The 20,687-nt window shown below is 67.4% G+C and carries 24 protein-coding genes; 13 read left to right on the top strand and 11 right to left on the bottom strand.

The features are described from left to right. Window positions 1-22: 22 nt before the first annotated feature. A complete protein-coding gene (locus tag ABD683_RS05715) occupies window positions 23-1,102 on the top strand; it encodes an NADH:flavin oxidoreductase/NADH oxidase (protein WP_344768083.1) in 1,080 nt (359 codons plus the stop codon). Here the strand turns inward: ABD683_RS05715 and ABD683_RS05710 are convergent. After that, complete coding sequence (locus tag ABD683_RS05710) at window positions 1,099-1,767, bottom strand: NUDIX domain-containing protein (protein WP_344768081.1); 669 nt, start codon at window positions 1,765-1,767, stop codon at window positions 1,099-1,101. The two genes, ABD683_RS05715 and ABD683_RS05710, sit on opposite strands and share 4 nt — an antisense overlap. Before the next feature lie 64 nt (window positions 1,768-1,831). On the opposite strand from ABD683_RS05710, the gene purL reads away from it, so the two are divergent. The 4 genes from purL (at window position 1,832) to ABD683_RS05690 (ending at window position 5,522) form a co-directional block, all read left to right on the top strand. Then, window positions 1,832-4,090 carry a phosphoribosylformylglycinamidine synthase subunit PurL gene (gene purL, locus ABD683_RS05705; RefSeq protein WP_344768079.1) on the top strand — a complete coding sequence of 753 codons (2,259 nt, stop codon included), beginning with the start codon at window positions 1,832-1,834 and terminating at the stop codon, window positions 4,088-4,090. Then, entirely contained in the window at window positions 4,090-4,443 is a 354-nt protein-coding gene (locus tag ABD683_RS05700) for a sterol carrier family protein (RefSeq protein ID WP_344768077.1), read from the top strand. Before purL ends, ABD683_RS05700 begins: the two co-directional genes overlap by 1 nt. 40 nt (window positions 4,444-4,483) lie before the next feature. Continuing rightward, window positions 4,484-5,059 (top strand): hypothetical protein, encoded by a 576-nt coding sequence (locus ABD683_RS05695; RefSeq protein WP_344768075.1) that lies wholly within the window; start codon window positions 4,484-4,486, stop codon window positions 5,057-5,059. A gap of 97 nt (window positions 5,060-5,156) precedes the next feature. Next, a complete protein-coding gene (locus ABD683_RS05690) occupies window positions 5,157-5,522 on the top strand; it encodes a hypothetical protein (RefSeq protein WP_344768073.1) in 366 nt (121 codons plus the stop codon). Here the strand turns inward: ABD683_RS05690 and ABD683_RS05685 are convergent. The 5 genes from ABD683_RS05685 to ABD683_RS05665 all read right to left on the bottom strand — a co-directional run bounded on the left by ABD683_RS05685 (window position 5,498) and on the right by ABD683_RS05665 (window position 10,444). Continuing rightward, window positions 5,498-6,241 carry a glycerophosphodiester phosphodiesterase gene (locus ABD683_RS05685; protein WP_344768071.1) on the bottom strand — a complete coding sequence of 248 codons (744 nt, stop codon included), beginning with the start codon at window positions 6,239-6,241 and terminating at the stop codon, window positions 5,498-5,500. The genes ABD683_RS05690 and ABD683_RS05685 overlap by 25 nt on opposite strands. Before the next feature lie 3 nt (window positions 6,242-6,244). Then, complete coding sequence (locus ABD683_RS05680) at window positions 6,245-7,567, bottom strand: glycoside hydrolase domain-containing protein (RefSeq protein ID WP_344768069.1); 1,323 nt, start codon at window positions 7,565-7,567, stop codon at window positions 6,245-6,247. 81 nt (window positions 7,568-7,648) lie between these two features. Next, window positions 7,649-9,214 carry a long-chain-fatty-acid--CoA ligase gene (locus ABD683_RS05675; RefSeq protein ID WP_344768067.1) on the bottom strand — a complete coding sequence of 522 codons (1,566 nt, stop codon included), beginning with the start codon at window positions 9,212-9,214 and terminating at the stop codon, window positions 7,649-7,651. A gap of 53 nt (window positions 9,215-9,267) precedes the next feature. Then, complete coding sequence (locus ABD683_RS05670) at window positions 9,268-9,717, bottom strand: SRPBCC family protein (RefSeq protein ID WP_344768066.1); 450 nt, start codon at window positions 9,715-9,717, stop codon at window positions 9,268-9,270. 37 nt (window positions 9,718-9,754) lie between these two features. Further along, window positions 9,755-10,444, bottom strand: a complete 690-nt coding sequence (locus ABD683_RS05665) for a ZIP family metal transporter (RefSeq protein WP_344768063.1) — start codon at window positions 10,442-10,444, stop codon at window positions 9,755-9,757. A gap of 58 nt (window positions 10,445-10,502) precedes the next feature. Between ABD683_RS05665 and ABD683_RS05660 the strand changes: the two genes are divergently transcribed. From ABD683_RS05660 to ABD683_RS05640, 5 genes are all read left to right on the top strand, one after another. Then, window positions 10,503-11,306, top strand: a complete 804-nt coding sequence (locus tag ABD683_RS05660) for a phytanoyl-CoA dioxygenase family protein (RefSeq protein WP_344768061.1) — start codon at window positions 10,503-10,505, stop codon at window positions 11,304-11,306. A gap of 54 nt (window positions 11,307-11,360) precedes the next feature. Continuing rightward, complete coding sequence (gene purF, locus ABD683_RS05655) at window positions 11,361-12,848, top strand: amidophosphoribosyltransferase (RefSeq protein WP_344768059.1); 1,488 nt, start codon at window positions 11,361-11,363, stop codon at window positions 12,846-12,848. A gap of 1 nt (window position 12,849) precedes the next feature. Then, window positions 12,850-13,893, top strand: a complete 1,044-nt coding sequence (purM, locus tag ABD683_RS05650) for a phosphoribosylformylglycinamidine cyclo-ligase (RefSeq protein WP_344768057.1) — start codon at window positions 12,850-12,852, stop codon at window positions 13,891-13,893. Window positions 13,894-14,113: 220 nt separating this feature from the next. Beyond that, window positions 14,114-14,284 (top strand): DUF3073 domain-containing protein, encoded by a 171-nt coding sequence (locus ABD683_RS05645; RefSeq protein ID WP_344768055.1) that lies wholly within the window; start codon window positions 14,114-14,116, stop codon window positions 14,282-14,284. Between the two features lie 58 nt (window positions 14,285-14,342). After that, window positions 14,343-15,224, top strand: a complete 882-nt coding sequence (locus ABD683_RS05640) for a hypothetical protein (protein ID WP_344768053.1) — start codon at window positions 14,343-14,345, stop codon at window positions 15,222-15,224. Here the strand turns inward: ABD683_RS05640 and ABD683_RS05635 are convergent, their stop codons facing one another. Both ABD683_RS05635 and ABD683_RS05630 read right to left on the bottom strand, forming a co-directional pair. After that, a complete protein-coding gene (locus tag ABD683_RS05635; protein WP_344768051.1) occupies window positions 15,225-16,313 on the bottom strand; it encodes a Glu/Leu/Phe/Val dehydrogenase dimerization domain-containing protein in 1,089 nt (362 codons plus the stop codon). A gap of 120 nt (window positions 16,314-16,433) precedes the next feature. Beyond that, window positions 16,434-16,826 carry a hypothetical protein gene (locus tag ABD683_RS05630; protein WP_344768049.1) on the bottom strand — a complete coding sequence of 131 codons (393 nt, stop codon included), beginning with the start codon at window positions 16,824-16,826 and terminating at the stop codon, window positions 16,434-16,436. Window positions 16,827-16,938: 112 nt separating this feature from the next. Here ABD683_RS05630 and ABD683_RS05625 point away from each other — a divergent pair, with 112 nt between their 5' ends. Continuing rightward, window positions 16,939-17,298 (top strand): DUF2834 domain-containing protein, encoded by a 360-nt coding sequence (locus tag ABD683_RS05625; RefSeq protein ID WP_344768047.1) that lies wholly within the window; start codon window positions 16,939-16,941, stop codon window positions 17,296-17,298. 21 nt (window positions 17,299-17,319) lie between these two features. On the opposite strand, the gene ABD683_RS05620 is transcribed toward ABD683_RS05625, so the two are convergent. Next, complete coding sequence (locus ABD683_RS05620) at window positions 17,320-18,123, bottom strand: SDR family NAD(P)-dependent oxidoreductase (protein ID WP_344768046.1); 804 nt, start codon at window positions 18,121-18,123, stop codon at window positions 17,320-17,322. Continuing rightward, window positions 18,120-18,731 carry a TetR/AcrR family transcriptional regulator gene (locus ABD683_RS05615; protein ID WP_344768043.1) on the bottom strand — a complete coding sequence of 204 codons (612 nt, stop codon included), beginning with the start codon at window positions 18,729-18,731 and terminating at the stop codon, window positions 18,120-18,122. Before ABD683_RS05615 ends, ABD683_RS05620 begins: the two co-directional genes overlap by 4 nt. Window positions 18,732-18,802: 71 nt before the next feature. Here ABD683_RS05615 and ABD683_RS05610 point away from each other — a divergent pair, with 71 nt between their 5' ends. Both ABD683_RS05610 and ABD683_RS05605 read left to right on the top strand, forming a co-directional pair. Continuing rightward, window positions 18,803-19,699, top strand: a complete 897-nt coding sequence (locus ABD683_RS05610) for a sterol desaturase family protein (protein WP_344768041.1) — start codon at window positions 18,803-18,805, stop codon at window positions 19,697-19,699. After that, on the top strand, window positions 19,696-20,265 hold the full coding sequence (locus ABD683_RS05605; RefSeq protein WP_344768040.1) for a hypothetical protein: 570 nt from the start codon (window positions 19,696-19,698) through the stop codon (window positions 20,263-20,265). The genes ABD683_RS05610 and ABD683_RS05605 overlap by 4 nt, the downstream gene beginning before the upstream one ends. Here ABD683_RS05605 and ABD683_RS05600 read toward each other — a convergent pair. Continuing rightward, window positions 20,262-20,681: a VOC family protein gene (locus tag ABD683_RS05600; RefSeq protein WP_344768038.1), complete on the bottom strand. Its 420-nt coding sequence runs from the start codon at window positions 20,679-20,681 to the stop codon at window positions 20,262-20,264. The genes ABD683_RS05605 and ABD683_RS05600 overlap by 4 nt on opposite strands. Window positions 20,682-20,687: the final 6 nt, after the last annotated feature.

The raw sequence follows: 20,687 nt of genomic DNA, 5'->3' as shown, positions 1-20,687 counted from the left end.
GACCGCAACGGTTGGGAGGAACGTGTCCCTTCTCTTTGAGCCCCTGAAGCTCCGCGGTGTCACCGCGCGCAACCGCATCTGGCTCGCCCCCATGTGTCAGTACTCGTGCTTTGACCAGGACGGGATTCCGACGGACTGGCACCTGGTCAACCTCGGTCAGCACGCGATCGGAGGGTTCGGCATCGTGCTCACCGAGGCGACCGCCGTCGTACCGGAAGGTCGCATCAGCCCGGAGGACACCGGCATCTGGTCCGATGCGCACATCGAGCCGTGGCGCAGGATCGCTGAGTTCGTGCGTTCGCAGGGCGCACTTGCGGGCATGCAGCTGGCGCACGCGGGGCGCAAGGGCTCGACGTACGCGCCGTTCGTCGACGGTGATGGCACGGTTCCGGACATCGAAGGTGGGTGGCAGGCAGTCGGTCCGTCCAACAACGCATTCGAGGGATATGCCGAGGCCCGCGAGCTGAAGGCCGAGGAGGTTGCGGCGCTGCCGCAGGCGTTCGCCGATGCAGCCACACGTGCCGACCACGCCGGCTTCGACCTCGTCGAGATCCACGCCGCTCACGGCTACCTGCTGCACGAGTTCCTGTCGCCGCTGGTCAATCACCGTACGGATCAGTGGGGCGGCTCGTTCGACAACCGTACGCGGATCGTCATCGAGGTGGTCGACGCCGTTCGTGGTGTGTGGCCCGACGACAAGCCGCTGTTCGTACGGTTGTCCGCCACCGACTGGGCTGACGGCGGCTGGGACGTCGAGCAGACCACCCGACTCGCCGGCATCCTCAAGGACCACGGCGTCGACGTCATCGACGTCTCCTCAGGTGGTGCCGTCGCGGAGCAGCAGATCGTGGCCGGCCCCGGCTATCAGGTGCCCTTCGCGCATGAGGTGAGCTCGGCCGGGGTGGCCGTCGCCACCGTCGGTCTGATCACCGAGCCCGCACAGGCAGAGGCGATCCTCGCCGACGGATCCGCCGATGCGGTGATGCTGGGACGCGCAGCGATACGCGAGCCGGCGTGGCCCTTGCGGGCGGCGCACGAGCTCGGCGTGCCACCGCGCGACGCGCCCTACCCGCCCCAGCACATCCGCGGCAGCTGGCGCTAGCGGGCGAACGGGCCCGTGAGAACGGCCCACTGGAGCAACATGATCGTCTTGGCATCCACGATCCCGGTGCCGATGTCCTCGACGGCGGCGTCGATGTCGAGCTCGACCAGCTCGATCTCCTCGCCCTCGTCCGCGACGCCTCCGCCGTCACCGGTGCGCGACGAGGCGTCATACGGTGCCGCGTAGAAGTGGAGCTTCTCGGTCACTGAGCCCGGGCTCATGTAGACGTCGAACACGTGCTCCACGTCGCCGACCGCGTAGCCCGTCTCCTCAGCAGCCTCCCGACGGATAGCCGTCTCTGGATCATCGTCGTCGAGGAGGCCCGCGGCCGTCTCCAGGAGCATGCCGTCGGGGTGCGCGTTGACATAGACGGGGAAGCGAAACTGCCGGGTCAGCAGCACGGTTCGACGGATGAGGTCGTACAGCAGGATCGTGGCACCATCGCCGCGGTCGTACGTCTCGCGGCGCTGGCGTTCCCATGAGCCGTTCGCGCCGAGGTAGTCGAATGTCGTGGCACGCAGTACGTACCAGTCAGCCGACAGCAGGTCGACGTCGTGCACGCGCACGCGCGGATTGCGGTCCAGGTCGAGTCCGGTGAGGTGCAACCCGGTACGTCCACGGGTGTCAGGGACATCGGCGCCGGGTGTGCCGGAAGCAGCGGTCATCGACCAACCGTAGAGCCCGAGCGCCGGATGAGTCGGGCGTGGTCGTCACCGATAGGATCGGGGCGTGACCGAAGCCCCCCGCCTGGACACCGTCGACGTAGCAACAGCCACCCCCGACAAGCCCCAGCCGTGGGCCGAGCTCGGACTCAAGGCGGACGAGTACGACAGCATCCGCGAGATCCTCGGCCGCAGGCCGACGGGCGCAGAGCTGGCGATGTACTCCGTGATGTGGAGCGAGCACTGCTCCTACAAGTCGTCCAAGGTGCACCTCAAGAAGTTCGGTGACCTCCCGCAGGAGACCCCGCTCGGCAAGACGCTCGCCGGCATCGGTGAGAACGCCGGCGTGATCGACATCGGCCAGGGCTACGCGGTCACGTTCAAGGTCGAGTCGCACAACCACCCGTCATATGTCGAGCCCTACCAAGGTGCGGCGACCGGCGTCGGCGGCATCGTCCGCGACATCCTCGCGATGGGCGCACGCCCGATCGCGGTCATGGACCCGCTGCGCTTCGGCCCGCTCGATGCCGAGGACACCCGCCGGGTGATGCCGGGCATCGTCGCCGGAGTCGGCGGCTACGGCAACTGCCTCGGCCTTCCCAACATCGGCGGCGAGGTCGTGTTCGACGAGTCCTACCTCGGCAACCCGCTCGTCAATGCGCTCTGCGTCGGCGTGCTCCGCCACGAGGACCTCCACCTCGCCTTCGCCAGCGGCGTCGGCAACAAGGTGGTCCTGTACGGAGCGCGTACGGGCGGCGACGGCATCGGCGGCGTCTCCGTGCTCGCGTCCGAGACGTTCGATGCCGACGGACCAGCCAAGCGGCCCAGCGTCCAGGTCGGCGACCCGTTCATGGAGAAGCTCCTGATCGAGTGCACTCTCGAGCTGTTCAAGGCCGAGGTCGTCAACGGCATCCAGGACCTCGGCGGTGCCGGTCTCTCGTGTGCAACCAGCGAGCTCGCCTCAGCCGGCAGCGGTGGCATGCACGTCGAGCTCGACACCGTCCCGCTGCGCGACTCGACGCTGTCGCCCGAAGAGATCCTGATGAGCGAGTCGCAGGAACGGATGATGGCCGTCGTCGAGCCCCAGCACCTCGACGAGTTCATGGCGATCTGCAACAAGTGGGACGTCGAGGCCGTGGTGGTGGGCGAGGTCACCGATGGTGATCACCTCGTCATCGACTGGCACGGCGAGACCGTCGTCGACGTGCCCCCGCGGTCGGTCGCCCACGACGGACCCACCTACAACCGTCCCTACGCCCGTCCGGCCTGGCAGGACGCGTTGCAGGCCGACGGCGCCGAGCAGCTCCCGCGCCCGGCCTCCGGCGACGAGCTTCGCGACCAGATCTTCGCGGTCGTCACGTCTCCCAACATGGCCGACAAGGCGTGGATCACCGACCAGTACGACCGCTACGTGCAGGGCAACACGGTTCTGGCGCAGCCCGAGGATGCGGGCGTGATCCGCATCGACGAGGAGACGCACCTCGGGGTGGCGGTGTCGACTGACTGCAATGGTCGCTTCGCCAAGCTCGACCCCTACGTCGGAGCGCAGCTCGCCCTGGTCGAGTCCTACCGCAACGTCGCCGTCACCGGCGCACTTCCGCTCGCCGTCACCGACTGCCTCAACTTCGGCTCGCCGGAGGACCCTGACGTCATGTGGCAGTTCGAGCAGGCCACGCTTGGCCTCAAGGACGCCTGCGAGGTGCTCGGCATCCCGGTCACCGGCGGCAACGTGTCGTTCTACAACCAGACCGGCGAGACGCCGATCCTCCCGACGCCGGTCGTCGGCATCCTGGGCGTGATCGGCGACGTACGCCAGCGCATCGGCCACGGCTTCAGCGCCGACGGCTCACACGTGCTGGTCATCGGCGAGACCCGTGAAGAGCTCTCCGGCTCGACGTGGGCCGACGTCGTCCATGGTCACCTGGGCGGCAAGCCGCCGGTTGTCGACATCGTCGCCGAGCAGGCCTTGGCCACCCTGATGGTCGAAGCAGCCAGGACCGGGGTGCTCGAGTCGGCACACGACCTGTCCGACGGCGGGCTCGCGGTCGCCCTGGCCGAGGCGACCTTCCGCAACGGCGTCGGCGTGCGGGTCGAGCTCGACGACCCGTTCCTCGACCTCTTCAGCGAGTCGTCGGCGCGCGCGATGGTCGTCGTCAGCGAAGAACGCCACGAAGAGCTCGTCAGCCTCGCCCAGCAGCACGGCGTCGAGCTGGCGTCGGTCGGCCGTACGGGCGGCACCAACCTCGAGGTCGTCGGCCAGCTCACGATCCCGGTCGCCGAGCTCAAGGCCGCGTGGCAGGCAACCATCCCGGCCGCTCTTGCCTGATGGCCCGCCGGCCCCTACCTCTCACACCCGAGGAGTTCGCCGCGGTGTGCGCGCGGCTGGATGCGGGATCGTCCGACCGCGCTGACCTGAAGGCCGCGACGATGCACCTGATCGCCCTCCTGGTGGAGAAGGCCCCGGGCAACAGCGTCGAGGTCCGCATCCCGCCGTTCGCTGCCGTGCAGTGCAGAGAAGGTGCCCGGCACACGCGCGGCACGCCTCCGGCAGTCGTCGAGATGGACGCCGCCACCTGGATCGCACTGGGTCGTGGACGCCTCGACTGGGCCGATGCGAAGAAGCGGGCGTCAGGCGAAAGATCCGACCTCTCTGACCTGTTTCCGCTGGACCCCAGATGATTTAAGGTGAGCACTGCGGCAAGGAGCGCTCGGGGGACGGGTGGGCCGGCCGTACGAGATCCGGGCCAACGAGGGATACGCCACTGCCATGATGCGCGACGACGCCGCACACCATTTCGACGATCCAGCACGGCGTTGGTCCAGCCTGCTCCAGGGCATCCATGGTCAGCGACGCGAGGCAGTCATCAAGGCGTTGCGCAACTCCGTCGACAGCGGCTACCCCGCCACCGCGGAAGGCGTCCGCATCCTCGTGGCCTATGCGCAGGGCCAGATCAGCGCCCGGCAATACGTGACACAGACCCTCGAGTCACTCGGATTCCTGCCCGCCGCCTACGCGCCCGCATCGTCGGAGCGCCAGCAGGGGTCGTGGCGCCAGACCCCGTCCGTACGCCGCGCCGCCCCGTGGGACGACGAGCGCTCCGCATCGCGCCGCCCTCAGGCGGCGGCACCCGCGCTGCTCGACTTCAACGAGTCACGGGTCGAGTCCCGTGAGTCGGAGAGGTTCAGCACGACGATCACGCAATCTCGTCGGAACACTCGCCACGAGGTCGTCCAGGCCTACGTCAACGGCCAGATCCCGGTCGAGGAATTCCTGCGCCTGCAGCGGGGCAGATAGCCCGCGGTGTTTTTCGCTGGCAGTTGACGTGTTTTCCTGACTGATCCCGCGAAGGCTCTTATCCTCGAACTCGGAGGGCACGACCGCAGGAAGCTGGATGAGCGAGACGACGACCGCACCACTGGACCACCCCGAGCACGAATGGGCCGACCTTCTCCGAGGCCTGACACTCCCGCAGCGCAAGGCTGTGCTCAGCACGCTGCAGCAGTCCGCCGTGTCGGGCTGGCCTGCGACCCGCGCCGGCGTCGAGAGCCTCGTCGCGTACGCACAGGGTCAGATCACCGCCCAGGAGTATGCCGCGCGGTCGCTGGTCGAGCTCGGCTACGCCGACGTCCAGACGGCCCGGGAGCTGCTGGCCAGGGCATCGGCCGAGAAGGAACCCGTCACACCTGCTCCCACGCTCCACGAACCGACCGGCCGCCTCGACCCCGACGCCGGCTACGACTTCCTCTTCGAACGCTGACGCCGCGCGTTGAAGGCGCGCTGGGGGAAGTTCGTGGTCACGATCCAGACGTCGGGATCGTTCATCCACGCCTCCAGCTCCTTGGGGCTGTCGACGGTCCAGACCACCAGCGGGAGTGCGTGACGTCGCGCGTACGACTTGAGCGTCCACCTCGCGACCCGCTTGTGCGCCACGACCAGGTTGGCACCGCTGAAGAACACCCGCGCCCGCGGGAAGCACGATGCGATCCTGGCCCGCCAGCGGGGGAGGAAGCGGCCGTCGTGCGACCACGGGGCCGACGACAGGCCGACCAGCAGGCCGGGCGCATGGGTCCGGGACCACTGCCGGATCGCGCGGACCGATGCGTCCTCCTCCGTCGTGATGATGACGTCGTCGACGCCGAGCACGTCGATGATGTGGCTGACCACTTTCACCTCGTCGCGGTTGATCTTGAGATCGACGTGCGCGCCCGCCTTGCCGCGGATCAGCTCGAGGACGATGTCGAGGTCGAGCAGCGTGCCGGGGGTGAACTCGTCGTACGTGTGCCTCGAGATGGACCGCTCAGCGTCACCGCGCAGGGCGTCGCCGTGTGACAGGACGGCGCGTCCGTCTGCCGTCAGGCGTACGTCGAACTCGATGTAGTCGACCCCGGCGACCAGCGCCGCCCTGAACGCCGTGAGGGTGTTCTCGAGGACGTGGTCATCGCCGGCGCCACCGCGATGCGCCGAGACCAGCGCCATGGATCAGGCGATCTTGCCGCTCAGCATCAGGGCCCAGATCGATGCGTCCGTCGTGGAGTAGTCGGTGAGGTTGTTGCCCGTGCGATAGGCCTTGACCGCTGCCACGGTCTTGGCGTCATAGATGCCGTTCATCGTCACCTTCAACCCGGAGGCGGCGAGGGCGCGCTGCAGACGCCACACCGACTCGCCGATCGAGCCCTGCTTGAGCACGCGGGGGTTGGTGCCCTGCGACAGGAGCGCGGTCCACAGGTTCTTGGTCGTGGTCGTGTTCGGCGGCCACTTGCGGAACGCGCGGTAGGCCTGCATTGCCTTCATCGTGCCGGCGTCGAACGTGCCGTTGATCGTGGTCGGGAAGCCGCGCTTGGTCAGCGCGCACTGCAAGGTCATCACGACGTAGCCCTTGGTGCCCAGCTTGAGGGTCGGATAGGCCGGGAAGGTCATGGGTACGCCGCAGGGTCGTGGATCCTTGACGGCCACCGATCCGGTGCCGACGTCGAGGAAGTTCTTGTCGATGTTGACCTTGTAGCCGCCGTAGGAGACCGTCACGCCGTTCTGGTACTGGTGGATGCGCTGGTGATTCGTCCATCCGGAGTCGCTGAGGTAGGGGCCGCCGTCGGTGTTGGCGATCTTGTTGGTCCACGCGATCCACATGTGATCGGGCATGTCGAAGCCCGGACGCCCGGCGATGCGGGCCTCGTCGACGGCCTTGATCGCCGCCGAGCCGCTGGAGTAAACCCCGGACTTGTAGCCGGCGGCGTGCAGCCGTACGGTCCACGCATCGATGAACTCGAGCACGATGTTGTCGCAGGCGGCCGTGCGGGCGTACCACTCGATGTCGAGGTAGGACACGCTGCCGAGTCCGAACCCGTACTTCTTGAGCGCTGCGATCGTCTCGTCGGCATCGGCGACGCCCTGCGTGCGAGCCACCGACACGGTCGTCGACATCTTCTTCTTCTGCACCCTGCTGTCGGGGTTGTTCTTGAAGCACGGCGATTGGTAGCCGACGTGGATCGGGATGAACCGCCAGCCGTTCGCAGCGTTCCTCGCGACCCAGGCATTGCTCAGGTTGGGCTGATAGGCGTCGCCGCAGTAGCGCGAGTTGCCGGAGATGTAGATGCCGATAGCCGAGTAGGGCGACTTGAGGTTCCACGCGTCCATCACGGTCTGGCTGGGCGCGACGCAGGCGTCGAAGCCGTATCCGGTGAAGTTGCCGGGCGCCGGCGGGGGCGCTGCAACGGCGGCAGTCGGCGTCGTGAGGATCGCGGCGAGGCCGACCGAAACGAGGGTCAGCAGCTTCCGCGCGGTTGGGGAAGAAACCAGGCGCATCTCACAAGGGTATCCCGCGCAGGCCGATATTTCCGTCCACTGGCCGCGAGGAACGAGCGGCGTGAGCGGTGGTGAGTCCGGTCAGACCTGGCGGCCGCTGTCTCCCCAGTAGGGCTTGCGCAGGTCGCGCTTGAGGATCTTGCCCGACGGGTTGCGCGGAAGGGCCTCGACGACGTCGATCGACGTCGGTGCCTTGTAGCCCGCGAGGCGCTCCTTGGCGAACGCGATCAGCTCGGCAGGCTCGACGGCCTGGTCGGGCTTGAACGCGACGACTGCCTTGACCGTCTCACCCCACGTGTCGTCGGGGACACCGATGATGGCGACCTCGGCGACGCTCGGGTGCTCCGCGAGCACGCGCTCGACCTCGGGGGAGTAGACGTTCTCACCACCGGTGATGATCATGTCCTTCAGCCGGTCCTCGATGAACAGGAAGCCGTCCTCGTCGACGCGACCCAGGTCGCCCGTACGCACCCAGCCGTCCTCGGTGATGAGCTCCGCAGTCGCCTCGGGCTTGCCGAGGTAGCCCGCGGTGGCCTGGGGTGTGCGGAACCAGACCTCGCCCGAGGTGCCCACCGGCTCGTCCTGGAGCGTCGCGGGATTGACGATGCGCATCTCGGCGTTGGCGACCGGCTTGCCGGCCGAGACCAGGCGCTCGGGATGCGACTCGTCGCGATGGGCTTCGTCGTTGAGCACCGTGATGACACCACCGAACTCGGTCATGCCGTAGACCTGCTGGAACTCGGTGTCGGGCCAGTCCTTCATGGCCTGGCGCAGCACGGGCAGCGGCATCGGGGCGGCGCCGTAGCCGAAGCCCTTGAGCTTGCTGAAGAGCGCCATCGCATCGGGTCCGGCGGCGATCAGGGCCGCGACGACGGCGGGTACGAGGAACACGTGCGTACAGCCGGCCATCATGCCGCCGGCCAGCTGCATCGCGTCGACCTCGCTGATGATGTAGCCGGGGATGCCGATCACGGGACCCGTGAGTGCGTACGACGTGCCGCCGACGTGGAACATCGGCATCGCCACCAAGGCCATGTCGCCGTCCTCGTACGTCGCATCGCCGATGCCGTTGACGCTGTGCTCGACCATCGCGTGCTGGCTGAGCATGACGCCCTTGGGGCGGCCGGTCGTGCCGGAGCTGTACATGACGACGCAGATGTCGTTCGGGTCGACGTCGGCCTGCCGGTCGGTCGGCGTGCCCGCGGCCAGCCAGGCCTCGTACGCGTCGTTCTCACCACCGACCACGATGACCTTCTCGACATGCTCGAGCTTGTCGCGGACGAGGTTGAACTGCTCGAGGAGTGCGTGGCCGACGAACACGACCGTGGCGCCGCAGTCGTTGATGACGTAGTCGAGCTCGTCGCCGGCGAGCCGCCAGTTGACGACCGTCGTGGCGGCACCGAGGTTGCAGCCGCCGAGCAGCAGCTGCAGGATCGCCGGGTTGTTCTTGTCGAGGATCGCGATGCGGTCGCCGCGCTGCACACCGTCGGCCTGGAGCGCGCCGGCAGCCCGACGTACGGACTCCCACGCCTCGGACCACGACCACGTGCGCTCGACGAAGATCCAGCACGGCTTGTCCGGCGCGTCACCCGCGCGATACTCGAGGAAGTCGGGAAGGAAAGTCGCGGGCGGGATCGTGAACGTCATCGGAGCTCCTCAGACAGTGTGACCTGGGTCACGACAGCCTAGAGGATGCCTGGTCAGGCCTCGAGGGTGTCGGCGATGCGCTCGAGCGTCTTGCGCATGCCGTTCTTGGCGGCTGGTGCCATCCGGCTTCGCTTGAGGAAGAACTTCTGCTTGTCCTGCGAGACGTCCCACGTCTCCTTGACCAGCGTGCCGCCGTCGACCGGCTCGAGCTCGTAGCGCCAGATGCGTCCGCCGATCAGGCCCTTGGCGCCGGTCGTCTTCCACGCGATGCGGCGATCCTGCTCGAACTCGATGACCTCGTTCGACGTCTTGTAGCCGACGCCGAGGTGCATCTCCATGCCGAACCGCGTGCCGAGCTTGAGCGGCCGCGACTCCTGGCGGGTGCCCTTGACCGTCCCGGAGCCGTCGATCTCGGAGTGCTTGGCGGCATCGGCGACCAGAGCGAAGATCTGCTCCGGCGGTGCCTTGATGGTGCGTTCGACGGTGATCTGGTCTGAGCTCATACGCCCATTCAAGCGGTACGAGCTCTGCTCCGCTGTGTCAACCGCCCAGGACGAACGCGACGAAGAAGCCCAGCGCCGTGGTGAGCCCCACCCACCAGCCGCCCTCCTTGTAGGCCTCCGGCATCAAGGTGTCGGCGAGGACGGCGATCGTCGCGCCACCCGCGAACGCCTGCACCGTGGCGATGTGACCCGGCCCGATCTCGTCGCCGGCGCCGTTCGCGGCCATCGTGACGAGCACCAGGACCAGGCCCGTGACTGCCCACAGGCCCATGACCTTCTTGGCGCTGCCTCCGGGAGTCTCGCGCATCTTCGCGGCGCTGCCGATCGCCTCGGGCGTGTTGCCCACGGCGATCGCGACGAGAAGCACCACGCCACCGGCCTCGCCGAGCGAGACGCCGAGCGCCGTGTTCTCCGGTATGCCGTCCAGCAGCGATCCGAGCATCAGTCCCCACCCGACGGCCGCCGTGCCGAGCTTGTTGTCGATCACGTGATCGGCGATGACGTACGTACCTGCTCCGGCAAGCAGCGCGAGCCCGGCATGCCACGCCGCCACTGCGTGGAACGCCGGCTCGAACAGCTCCGCTGACGCGGCCGCGATCATGGTCCCCGCACCGAACGCCATCAGGGCTGCCAGGGCAGGTCGCGGAATCCTCCAGCGCAGGCCGATGGCCGCTCCGACCACGAGCGGCAGGGCCGTCGCGAGTCCATACAGCAGCGCTTTGGTCACAGCGCCACGCTACGCCGCAAGCCGCCCAGATCGGCGCGCCCTTCCGTACGCTGTCGGCATGAACGAGCTGACAGCACAGGACGTCGAGGACTACCAGCGGGACGGGGTGATCTGCGTACGCGGTCTCCTGGACCCGGCCGACGTCGAACGCGCCCGCGAGGCGATCGACACCGTGCTAGACGTCCCGGGCCCGTTGGCGCAGGTCGCCAGTGGACACGACGATCCCGGTGCCTTCATCGAGGACTTCCGACGATGGGGTGACGTGCCGGCGATCGAGGAGCTGGCGCGTCACTCCCGAGCGGCGGAGGTCGCGGCGACGCTCATGGCGACGCCGAGTGTGCGGTTCTATCACGATCACGTCCTGGTCAAGGAAGGACAGACCAAGCAGCGCACCCCGTGGCACCAGGACCAGCCCTATTACAACGTCGACGGGCGCGGCATCAGCGCCTGGATCCCGGTCGACCCGGTCCCGGAAGCGGGGTGCCTCGAGATGGTTGCCGGGACCCACCTCGGACCGTGGTTGATGCCGAGGACGTTCCTCGACGGGGAAGCCAAGTGGTTCCCGGAGGGCTCGCTGGGCGAGCTGCCCGACATCGAGGCCGACCGTTCCGCGTACGACATCCGACGCTTCGAGATGCAGCCCGGCGATGCGATTTTCTTCGACTTCCTGACGGTGCACGGTGCACCCGGCTTCCCGTTCTCCGGTCGCCGTCGCGTGCTCTCGCTGCGCTACCTGTCCGAGGAAGCACGCCATGCGCCGCGGCGCTGGACCACGTCTCCGGAGTTCGACGGGCTCGTCGATCAGCTGGACGACGGCGCCCCCATGGACCACCCGCTCTTCCCGGTGGCCTGGCCCGCGTAGACGACACTCGGCGGAATTGGGATCCACCCGGCTCCCGCCCGTACACTGGTGCACGTGCCCCGCGGAGATGGACGCCTGACCCACGACATCGATCCCCAGGACGCCGGACCCCAGGACGCCTGCGGCGTGTTCGGTGTCTGGGCTCCCGGTGAAGAGGTCGCCAAGCTGACCTATTTCGGTCTGTACGCGTTGCAGCACCGTGGTCAGGAATCCGCCGGCATCGCAGTCAGCAACGGCAAGCAGATCCTCGTCTACAAGGACATGGGTCTTGTCTCCCAGGTGTTCGACGAGTCGACGCTCGACTCGCTCAAGGGCGAGATCGCGATCGGCCACGCCCGCTACTCCACGACCGGCTCCAGCGTGTGGCACAACGCGCAGCCGACGTTCCGTCCCACAGCCCAGGGTTCGGTCGCCCTCGGCCACAACGGCAACCTCACCAACACCGCCGAGCTGATCGAGATGGTGCGCCAGCGCGAGGACCTCGCCGGCAGCGCCACCAAGGGTGAGACCGCGACCAGCGACACCTCCGTCATGGCGACGCTGCTGGCATCGTTCCCCGACCGCTCGGTCGAGGAGGCCGCCCTCGAGGTGCTGCCACGACTGCGCGGCGCCTTCTCCCTCGTCTTCATGGACGAGCACACGCTGTACGCCGCCCGCGACGCCCAGGGCATCCGGCCGCTGGTGCTCGGTCGCCTCGAGCGGGGCTGGGTCGTCGCCAGCGAGACGGCGGCGCTCGACATCGTCGGTGCGTCATACATCCGCGAGATCGAGCCCGGCGAGTTCATCGCGATCGACGAGAACGGCCTCCGTACCGAGCGCTTCGCCAAGGCCGAGCCCAAGGGCTGCATCTTCGAGTACGTCTACCTCGCCCGTCCCGACACCACGATCTCCGACCAGCGCGTCTTCTCGGTACGTGCCGAGATCGGCCGCCGCCTGGCACGCGAGTTCCCGGTCGATGCCGACTTGGTCATCCCGGTCCCGGAGTCCGGCACGCCCGCGGCGATCGGTTATGCCGAGGAGAGCGGTATCCCGTTCGGCCACGGTCTGGTCAAGAACTCCTATGTCGGCCGCACCTTCATCCAGCCCTCGCAGACGCTGCGTCAGCTCGGCATCCGGCTCAAGCTCAACCCGCTGCGCGATGTCATCGAGGGCAAGAAGCTCGTCGTCGTCGACGACTCGATCGTCCGCGGCAACACCCAACGGGCGCTCGTACGCATGCTGCGTGAGTTCGGAGCCGCCGAGGTGCACGTACGCATCTCGTCGCCGCCGGTGAAGTGGCCCTGCTTCTACGGCATCGACTTCGCCTCCCGCGCCGAGCTCATCGCCAACGGCATCTCGGTCGACGAGATCCGCAAGTCGATCGGCGCCGACTCGCTGGCCTACATCTCGCTCGACCAGCTCGTCGAGGCGACCAACGTGCCCAAGGACAACCTCTGCCGCGCCTGCTTCGACGGCATCTACCCCGTGGCACTGCCCGAGGACGACCTGATCGGCAAGCACCTGCTCGAGGTGCAGGACACCCTGCCCCTCGAGGTCATCTGACATGACCTCGTACGCAAGCGCCGGCGTCAGCATCGCCGAGGGTGACCGCGCCGTCGAGCTGATGAAGGAATGGGTCGAGAAGGCCCGTCGGCCCGAGGTCGTCGGCGGCATCGGGGGATTCGCCGGTCTCTTCGACGCGTCGGCCCTCAAGTCGTACGACAAGCCACTGCTGGCCACCTCCGCAGATGGGGTAGGCACCAAGGTGCAGATCGCCCAGCGGATGGACAAGCACGACACGATCGGCTTCGACCTCGTCGGGATGCTGGTCGACGACCTCGTCGTGTGCGGCGCCGAGCCGTTGTTCATGACCGACTACATCGCGTGCGGCAAGGTCGTCCCCGAGCGCATCGCCGACATCGTCAAGGGCATCGCGCAGGCCTGTGCCGAGAGCGGCACAGCCCTGCTGGGCGGCGAGACCGCCGAGCATCCCGGACTGCTGTCGCCCGACGAGTACGACATCGCGGGATCCACGACGGGTGTCGTGGAGGCTGACAAGCTGATCGGCGCCGACCTCGTACGCCCGGGCGACGTCGTGATCGCGATGGCGTCGAGCGGCCTGCACTCCAACGGCTACTCACTCGTCCGTCACGTGTTCTTCGACAAGGCTGGCTGGGAGCTCGACCGTGAGGTGCCAGAGCTCGGCGGCACGCTCGGCGAGGAGCTGTTGACGCCGACCAAGCTCTACACGCTGCCGTGTCTTGCGCTCGCCGACGAGCTCGAGGTGCACGCGATGTCGCACATCACGGGTGGCGGACTCGCCGCCAACCTGGCTCGGGTGCTGCCCGACACGGTGTCCGTACGCTTCGAGCGTTCCAGCTGGACCCCGCAGCCGATCTTCGACCTGGTCGGTTCGGTCGGCGGAGTGTCGCAGGACGACCTCGATCTCGCGCTCAACATGGGCGTGGGGATGGTCGCGATCGTCGCTCCGGACGCGGCGGATGCCGCGGTCCGCCTGCTGGGTGAGCGTGGCGTGGACGCGTGGATCGCCGGCGACGTGTCAGAGGCCGGCACCCACGGCAACGGTGGCACCGTAACCCTCGTCTAACCGTCGGTAGCCTCTAGATTCCCAGGAGGTCCCCGAGCTCTGGCACTCCACCACTGTCGCAACAAGGGTGGTGTGCCAGGAATCTGGCCGGGGTACCGGATTTGACAGCGCTCCCGGGAAACCGCGCCCGTTACGGGGGTCGATGCCGGGATTGTTGGCGACCTTCGGTAGGCTTGTCGGTACGACAAACTGACTATTTTTCTGCGAGGGGGTCGGACCCATGGGCCGCGGCCGAGCTAAAGCCAAACAGACCAAAGTTGCGCGCGACCTGAAGTATCGGACGCCTGACACCGACTTCAACACCTTGCAGCGTGAGCTCCACGGCGAATCGGGCGAACCGATCCCGGAGCAGTACCGCGATCTCGAACGAGAAGACCCCGCCGCCTCCTGAGGCGATCACGTCTCTTGTGAATCTCCACCGCGTTGAGCGCGGTCGCTAGCCTGTCCGCATGTCCGCGACCTCAGGCAGTTTTGAGCTGCGCCCGCGCGGAGCACTGATCCCGCCGCCTGACGGACCTGAGCTCGTGTCGTTTGATCTCGACGCTCATGGTGAGGCGGTCGTGCTGTGGGCCGGCGATGGCCGCCCCGTGATAACCCACGGGTCGGAAGGCGAGGCGGTCACGCTTGCTCATTCCGCGCCGGAGTGGCCGCTGGTCCAGTTGCTCCCTGACGACCGACTTCTGGTGGTCGGTATGCGATCAGAATGGCGAGACGGTGCGGGCGAGCACAACGCGTTCGTCTTCGGCCATGACGGATCGCTGGAGCGGTCGGGATGTCTCGGCGACGGGATCGAGCACGTCAAGGTGGCCGCTGACGGCACGATCTGGGTCGGCTACTTCGATGAGGGCATCTTCGGCAATCTCGGCTGGGGAATGGGAAAGGGACCCGAGCCGATCGGTCACAGCGGGCTCGTGCAGTTCACGCGCGACTTTGAGCTGCTGTGGGAGTTCCCGCCCAGCGACAATCCGATCGACGACTGCTACGCCATGAACGTCATAGGCGACGACGTGTGGGTGTGCTGCTACTCCGAGTTCGACGTCGCGCTCGTGCGCGACGGAGCCGTGCAGCGCTGGCGCAACGACGTCGCGAGTGCGAAGACGATTGCCGTCGCCGATGACCGCGTCGCCCTGTTCGGTCACTGGGAGGAGCGTGACCGACTCGTCATCGGGCACCTCAGCGACGCTGACCTCAAGCCGCGCGCCACCACACGGCTGACCATGCCGAACGGCCGACGAATCCCGGAAGACGCAAGAGTCGTCGGCCGCGGCGCGGAGCTACATGTGCTGGTCGGGCTGGAGCGGTTCACCTGGTCGCTGACGGACCAGGCCTGATCAGGACTGAGGCAGCCAGACCGAGCGGAGCCGGCCGACTTCGCGCATGCGCTGCTCGGCGACCTGGTCCGCCGCCACCGACGGGGGCACGCCCTCGCTCCTGGCGTGCTCCAGCACGCTCAGCGTCGTGTCGTAGATCTTGGCCGCCCGCACCTTGGCGCGGTCGAAGTTGAAGCCTTCGAGCTCGTCGGCAACCTGCACCAGGCCACCGGCGTTCACGCAGTAGTCGGGCGCGTAGGTGATGCCGCGCTCCTCAAGGAGCTTGCCGATGCCGTCGTGGGCGAGCTGGTTGTTGGCAGCACCGCAGACGATCTTGGCCGAGAGCACGCCGACGACCTCGTCGTCGAGTGCGCCACCGAGCGCGCAGGGAGCATAGATGTCGAGCGGCTCGCGTACGAGCGCCGCCGTGTCCGCCACGACCTTGATCTGCGGGTGGGCTTCCTGGAGGGCCTCGACCGCGGGTGCATAGACGTCCGTGACGACGACGTCGGCACCGTCCTCGAGCAGGAGTCCGACGAGGTGCTTGCCGACCTTGCCGACGCCGGCGACGCCAACCGTCTTGCCGGCCAGCGACTGGTCGCCCCACACGTGGAACGCGCTGGCACGCATCCCCTGGTAGACGCCGTACGCCGTGAGCACCGACGAGTCTCCGGCACCGCCGTGCTCGACCGTTCGACCGGTCACGTAGTCGCACTCGCGCGCGATGATGTCCATGTCGGGGCTGAAGGTGCCGACGTCGCACGCGGTGTAGTAGCGACCGTTGAGCGACTGCACGAAGCGTCCGTAGGCGCGCAGCAGCGGCTCGGTCTTGATCGTGTTGGGGTCACCGATGATGACGGCCTTGCCGCCACCGAGGTCCAGTCCGGCGAGCGCGGCCTTGTAGGCCATGCCCTGCGACAGGTTGAGGACGTCGGCAAGGGCTTCCTGCTCGGAGCCGTAGGGATAGAAGCGCGTTCCGCCGAGCGCGGGGCCGAGGGCGGTGGAGTAGATCGCGATGATGGCCTTGAGGCCGGAGGCTTCGTCGTGGCAGAAGACGACTTGTTCGTGCTGGCTGCCGAATGCGGACGGCGGGGTGCTGGAGTCGGTCACGGTAGTGCTCTCTTGTTGTGGGTGACGACCGTGCGGTGGTGGGCACGGTCAACGGCGGACTCGCGGGGTGGTGCAAGTCATTCCGCAGTCTACCGCCGGTCGCCTCTGCACGAGGAGCGCTCAGGTACCGCTGACGTCGCCCCCCGAATCCTGCCGCAGCGGTTCGCCGCGCTGGTCCGGGAGCTGCGGGAGCTGGCCCCGCTGGTCACCGGAGTCGTTGCGCCGCATCTGCGGTCCGCCGGGGACGGGCCCCTGACCGGGGAAGTGCCCACCGACCTGGGTGATGCGCGGGACGTCGCCGTCTCCGGTCTCGCGGCCGATGGCGAAGCCGGCGACTCCACCGACGGCCAGGAGGCCTGCCACGCCAGCCGCGATGGCGCCTCGGGAGTAGCGCGGAGCGGCCGGGCTCGTGACGGGAGCTGCAGCCGGTACCTCGACCGTCTCGGCCTCAAGCGCCGGTTCGGGGGCGCTCGCCTCGACCTCGTCCTTCTGGGTCGTCTTCTTCGGACTCACGTGATGCTCCTTGTCAGATGGTGCTGTCAGCATCGCGGCGAAGGCTGTGGGCCGACCCCGACGATCCTGTGCAATCGCTGTGGCTTCGGAGACTTCGCTCTAGTTTGGGTTGATGACGGAGCGAATCTTCAGGGCGGGGCTCATCACCTTCGCCGTCGTGTCCACGGTCCTGTTCGCCGCGATCATCCCGCCCGCGCTGATCGACGACGGCTTCGACTTCTGGGGCGGCGCGCTGCACACGTTCGACAATCCGTACGCGGCGGGAGTCTCGATCGACGTGCTGCTGGCATACGGCGTGCTCGCGTCGTGGGTCGTGTACGAGGCGGTGTCCAATCACGTGCGCCGAGGCTGGATCGCCTTGCTGCTCGGCCTGGTCACGGGCCTGACGGTCGCACTCGCGGCGTACTTGCTGATCCGGCTGCGTCACGAGGCTGAGGCTGCCCGCGGCCGGACGCCGAGGGAAGCCAGCTAGACCGTTGGGGCCCCCACGAGCTCAGTCCTGAACTCGCTTGGCCAGGCTCTTGTCCATGCGGCGGAACAGCGGCTGCGACGCCTTGGTGACGATGCCGGGCAAGGCGGCCATGCCGAGCTCGCCCATCGTTCCGGCCAGGCTCGTCACTCTTGTCGGTTTGTCGACAATTGCCTTGACCAGCCAGTTGGCGGCCTTGTTAGCGCTCAGCATCGGCATGGCTTGGTAGATGTGCGTTGCGGTGGACATCTCGGTACGGACCATCGGGAAGTAGACGACCGTCGAGGTGATGCCCTGGTGACCGAGCTCGGCGGTGAGTGACCGGGTGAACGACTCGAGCGCGGCCTTGCTGGCGAGGTAGGCGGAGAACAGCGGGATCGGCACCTGCGTCGACATGCTCGACGAGATGACGACGTGGCCGTGCCCCTGCTCGACGAAGCGTGGCACCAGCGCGAGCGTCAGGCGTACGGCACCGAAGTAGTTGATCGCCATCGTGCGCTCGTAGTCGTGTGCCCGGTCGACCGACTCGAGGATCGGCCGGCGGATCGAGCGTCCGGCGTTGTTGACCAGCGCGTCGATGCGGGGATGCTCTGCGAGCAGCTGCCGGGCCACCGCGTCGGCGGCCTCGGGATCGGAGAGGTCGACGACGTACGTATGGGCGACGCCGCCCTGGGCCTCGATGCTGGCCTTGACGTCGGCGAGCTGGTCCTCGCGTCGGGCCAGGAGGCAGACCGTCGCACCGAGCCGCGCCAGCTTGCGGGCCGCCTCGGCGCCGATGCCGCTCGACGAGCCGGTGATGACGATCGTCTGGCCGGCGAGCTTGGTCACGAGTGGTCCCCGAACAGCGCGTCGAGCAACCGCATGCAGCGCTGGATCATCTGGTCCGCCGTCTGGTCGGGATGGTCGAGCCACCAGTCCATCAACGAGTCGACGATGCCGAGCCATACGGTCGTCATCGCCGAGATGTCGAGCTGGTCGGAATTGCCGGCAAGCGCCATCAGCTCGGCGACACCCTCCTCGGCGAGCTTGCCGATGCGATCGGCGTACAGCGTGGCGGAGTCGGCGATGGGACCGGTGGTGGGTGCCGTGGTGTCGAAGAACAGCCGCCAGAGATGGGGCTGAGGCTCGAGCAGGGTGAACATGCCGGCGAGAGTCTGCATGCCGCGCTCGATGCCGACCGCGTCGCCGCGAGCTATGCGTTCGATCTCTTCAGCGACGATCGCGCCGCCGCGGTCGAGGCATGCCTCGTACAGCCCTTCCTTGGAGCCGAAGTAGTTGTAGATCAGCGGCTTGGAGATGCCGGCCTTCTCGGCGACTGTCGCGACAGACGTGGCGGCATATCCGTGGGTGCCGAACTGCTCGGAGGCGATGTCGAGGATCTGCACCTCGCGATCGAGGCGGGGGACACCCTTGGTGCCGGCATTGGGTCTGGCCACGGAGGAAGTCTAGCCGCTGTGTATGAACCTGTGGTAACTTACCGACGAGTCATATAGATCAGGAGAACACCGTGCAGGACTTCCTCGACCCGTTGAAGAATCCGATCCTCGTTGCGTCGCCGTTCTTCGTGATGACGCTGCTGATCGAGCTCGCCGCGTTCAAGTACCTCGAGACCGACGAGGAATATCGCGGCTACGAGGGCAAGGACGCCCGTACGAGCATCATCATGGGCATCGGCTCGCTGGTCTCCAGCACGGTCTTCAAGCTCACGACGCTCGTGCTGTTCGTCGCGATCAGCGTGCACCTCGCACCGTGGCACCTGCCGACCGACACGTGGTGGTCGTGGGCGGCGCTGATCCTCGGCCTCGACCTGGCGTTCTATCTCCAGCACCGGTTCGTGCACCGCGTACGTGTGGGCTGGGCCGCACACCAGGCCCACCACTCGAGCGAATACTTCAACTACTCGACCGCGCTGCGACAGAAGTGGAACCCGTGGTTCGAGGCGCTGTTCTGGCTGCCGTTCCCGTTCCTCGGCTTCGAGCCGTGGATGCTCTACGTCGCGTTCTCGATCAACCTGGTCTTCCAGTTCTTCCAGCACACCGAGCGCATCGACCGGCTCTGGGCGCCGATCGAGTTCGTCTTCAACACGCCGTCGCACCACCGAGTGCACCACGGCAGCGATCCGGAGTACCTCGACAAGAACTACGCCGGCATCCTGATCATCTGGGACCGGATGTTCGGCACCTTCCAGAAGGAGCTGCAGCGTCCGACGTACGGGCTCACCGTGCCGGTCGACACCTACAACGTGCTGCGCCTGCAGTACGGCGCGTACGGCGAGCTGTTCCGGGACGTCCACCACGCGACCAGCTGGCGCGAAAAGCTGGGCTACGTCTTCATGCCGCCGGGCTGGCACCCGGGCGAACGGCGGGCAGAAGCCGAGCAGCCGCGCACGATGTCCAACGCGTGAAGCGGTTCGCGCTCGTCGCCATCGCCTCGGCGATCGTCCTGACGATGTTCGACCAGCTGTTCCACGTCCGGACGGAGACGCTGGTCTATCACTGGCACCCTCAACTGGCCGGTCAGACGGTGATCGTGCCGTTGACGTTCCTGCTGGCGACGGTCTCGATGCTCGACACGAGTCTGCGAGTCAACACACTGCAACCCCGCTCGACGAGCACACGTGGGGTGATCGCCAGTCTGGCGATCGTCACCGCTGCGTACCTCATCTCGGGGTTCGTCGATCAGGAGTATGCGGTCGCGTACGCGTTGCTCTTGCTGGTGACGTGGGGCATACGAGTCGTACGCCGCGGCGAACGTGGCACGGCGATCATTGCATGCCTGATGATCGCTGTCGGCGGCGTGCTCGGGGAGGCGGCGCTGTCTGCGATCGGTGAGTTCAGCTACCTGGAGCCCGACCTGCTCGGCGTTCCGTGGTGGTTGCTCCCGCTCTATCTGCACGGTGCGCTGGCGGCACGAGACATTGCCGCCATCATGGATCGTCCGATGGTCCCCGAACCAGCCACGGTGGCCTAGCCGTCGAGCTCCTGGAAGGCCGTGATCTGCAGGCCGCCGGGCGCCTCGAGGCGTGCATTGAGTGATCGCCACGGTGTCTCGGTCGGCGGGGCGACAACGGTCGCGCCGCCGGCCTCGAGCGCATGGGTGGTGGCTGCCGCGTCGTCCACCTCGAACGCGACACGGATGCTGAGCGGGTAGGTACGGCTCACGCCTTCACGCCCGACCTCGACCGAGTCGATGAGTCTCACCTGCGCCGGGTTGGACAGCTCGAGAGTGGCCGTCGGAACCGACAGGATCGACACCTTCGCGCCACCGTCGCCCTCATACGACTCCAGCTCGGGAAGTCCGAGCCCGTCGCGGTAGAACGCGAGCGCCGCGTCGAAGTCCTCGGTCTCGACGACGAGTCGCAGCTGGGTCACCTGATGATCAGTCATGGCCGC

Origin of the sequence: Aeromicrobium panaciterrae (genome assembly GCF_039537165.1) — a bacterium.
GTDB lineage: Bacteria > Actinomycetota > Actinomycetes > Propionibacteriales > Nocardioidaceae > Aeromicrobium > Aeromicrobium panaciterrae.
Note: the sequence above shows the minus strand (reverse complement) of the source record. Positions and strands in the feature narration are given on the sequence as shown.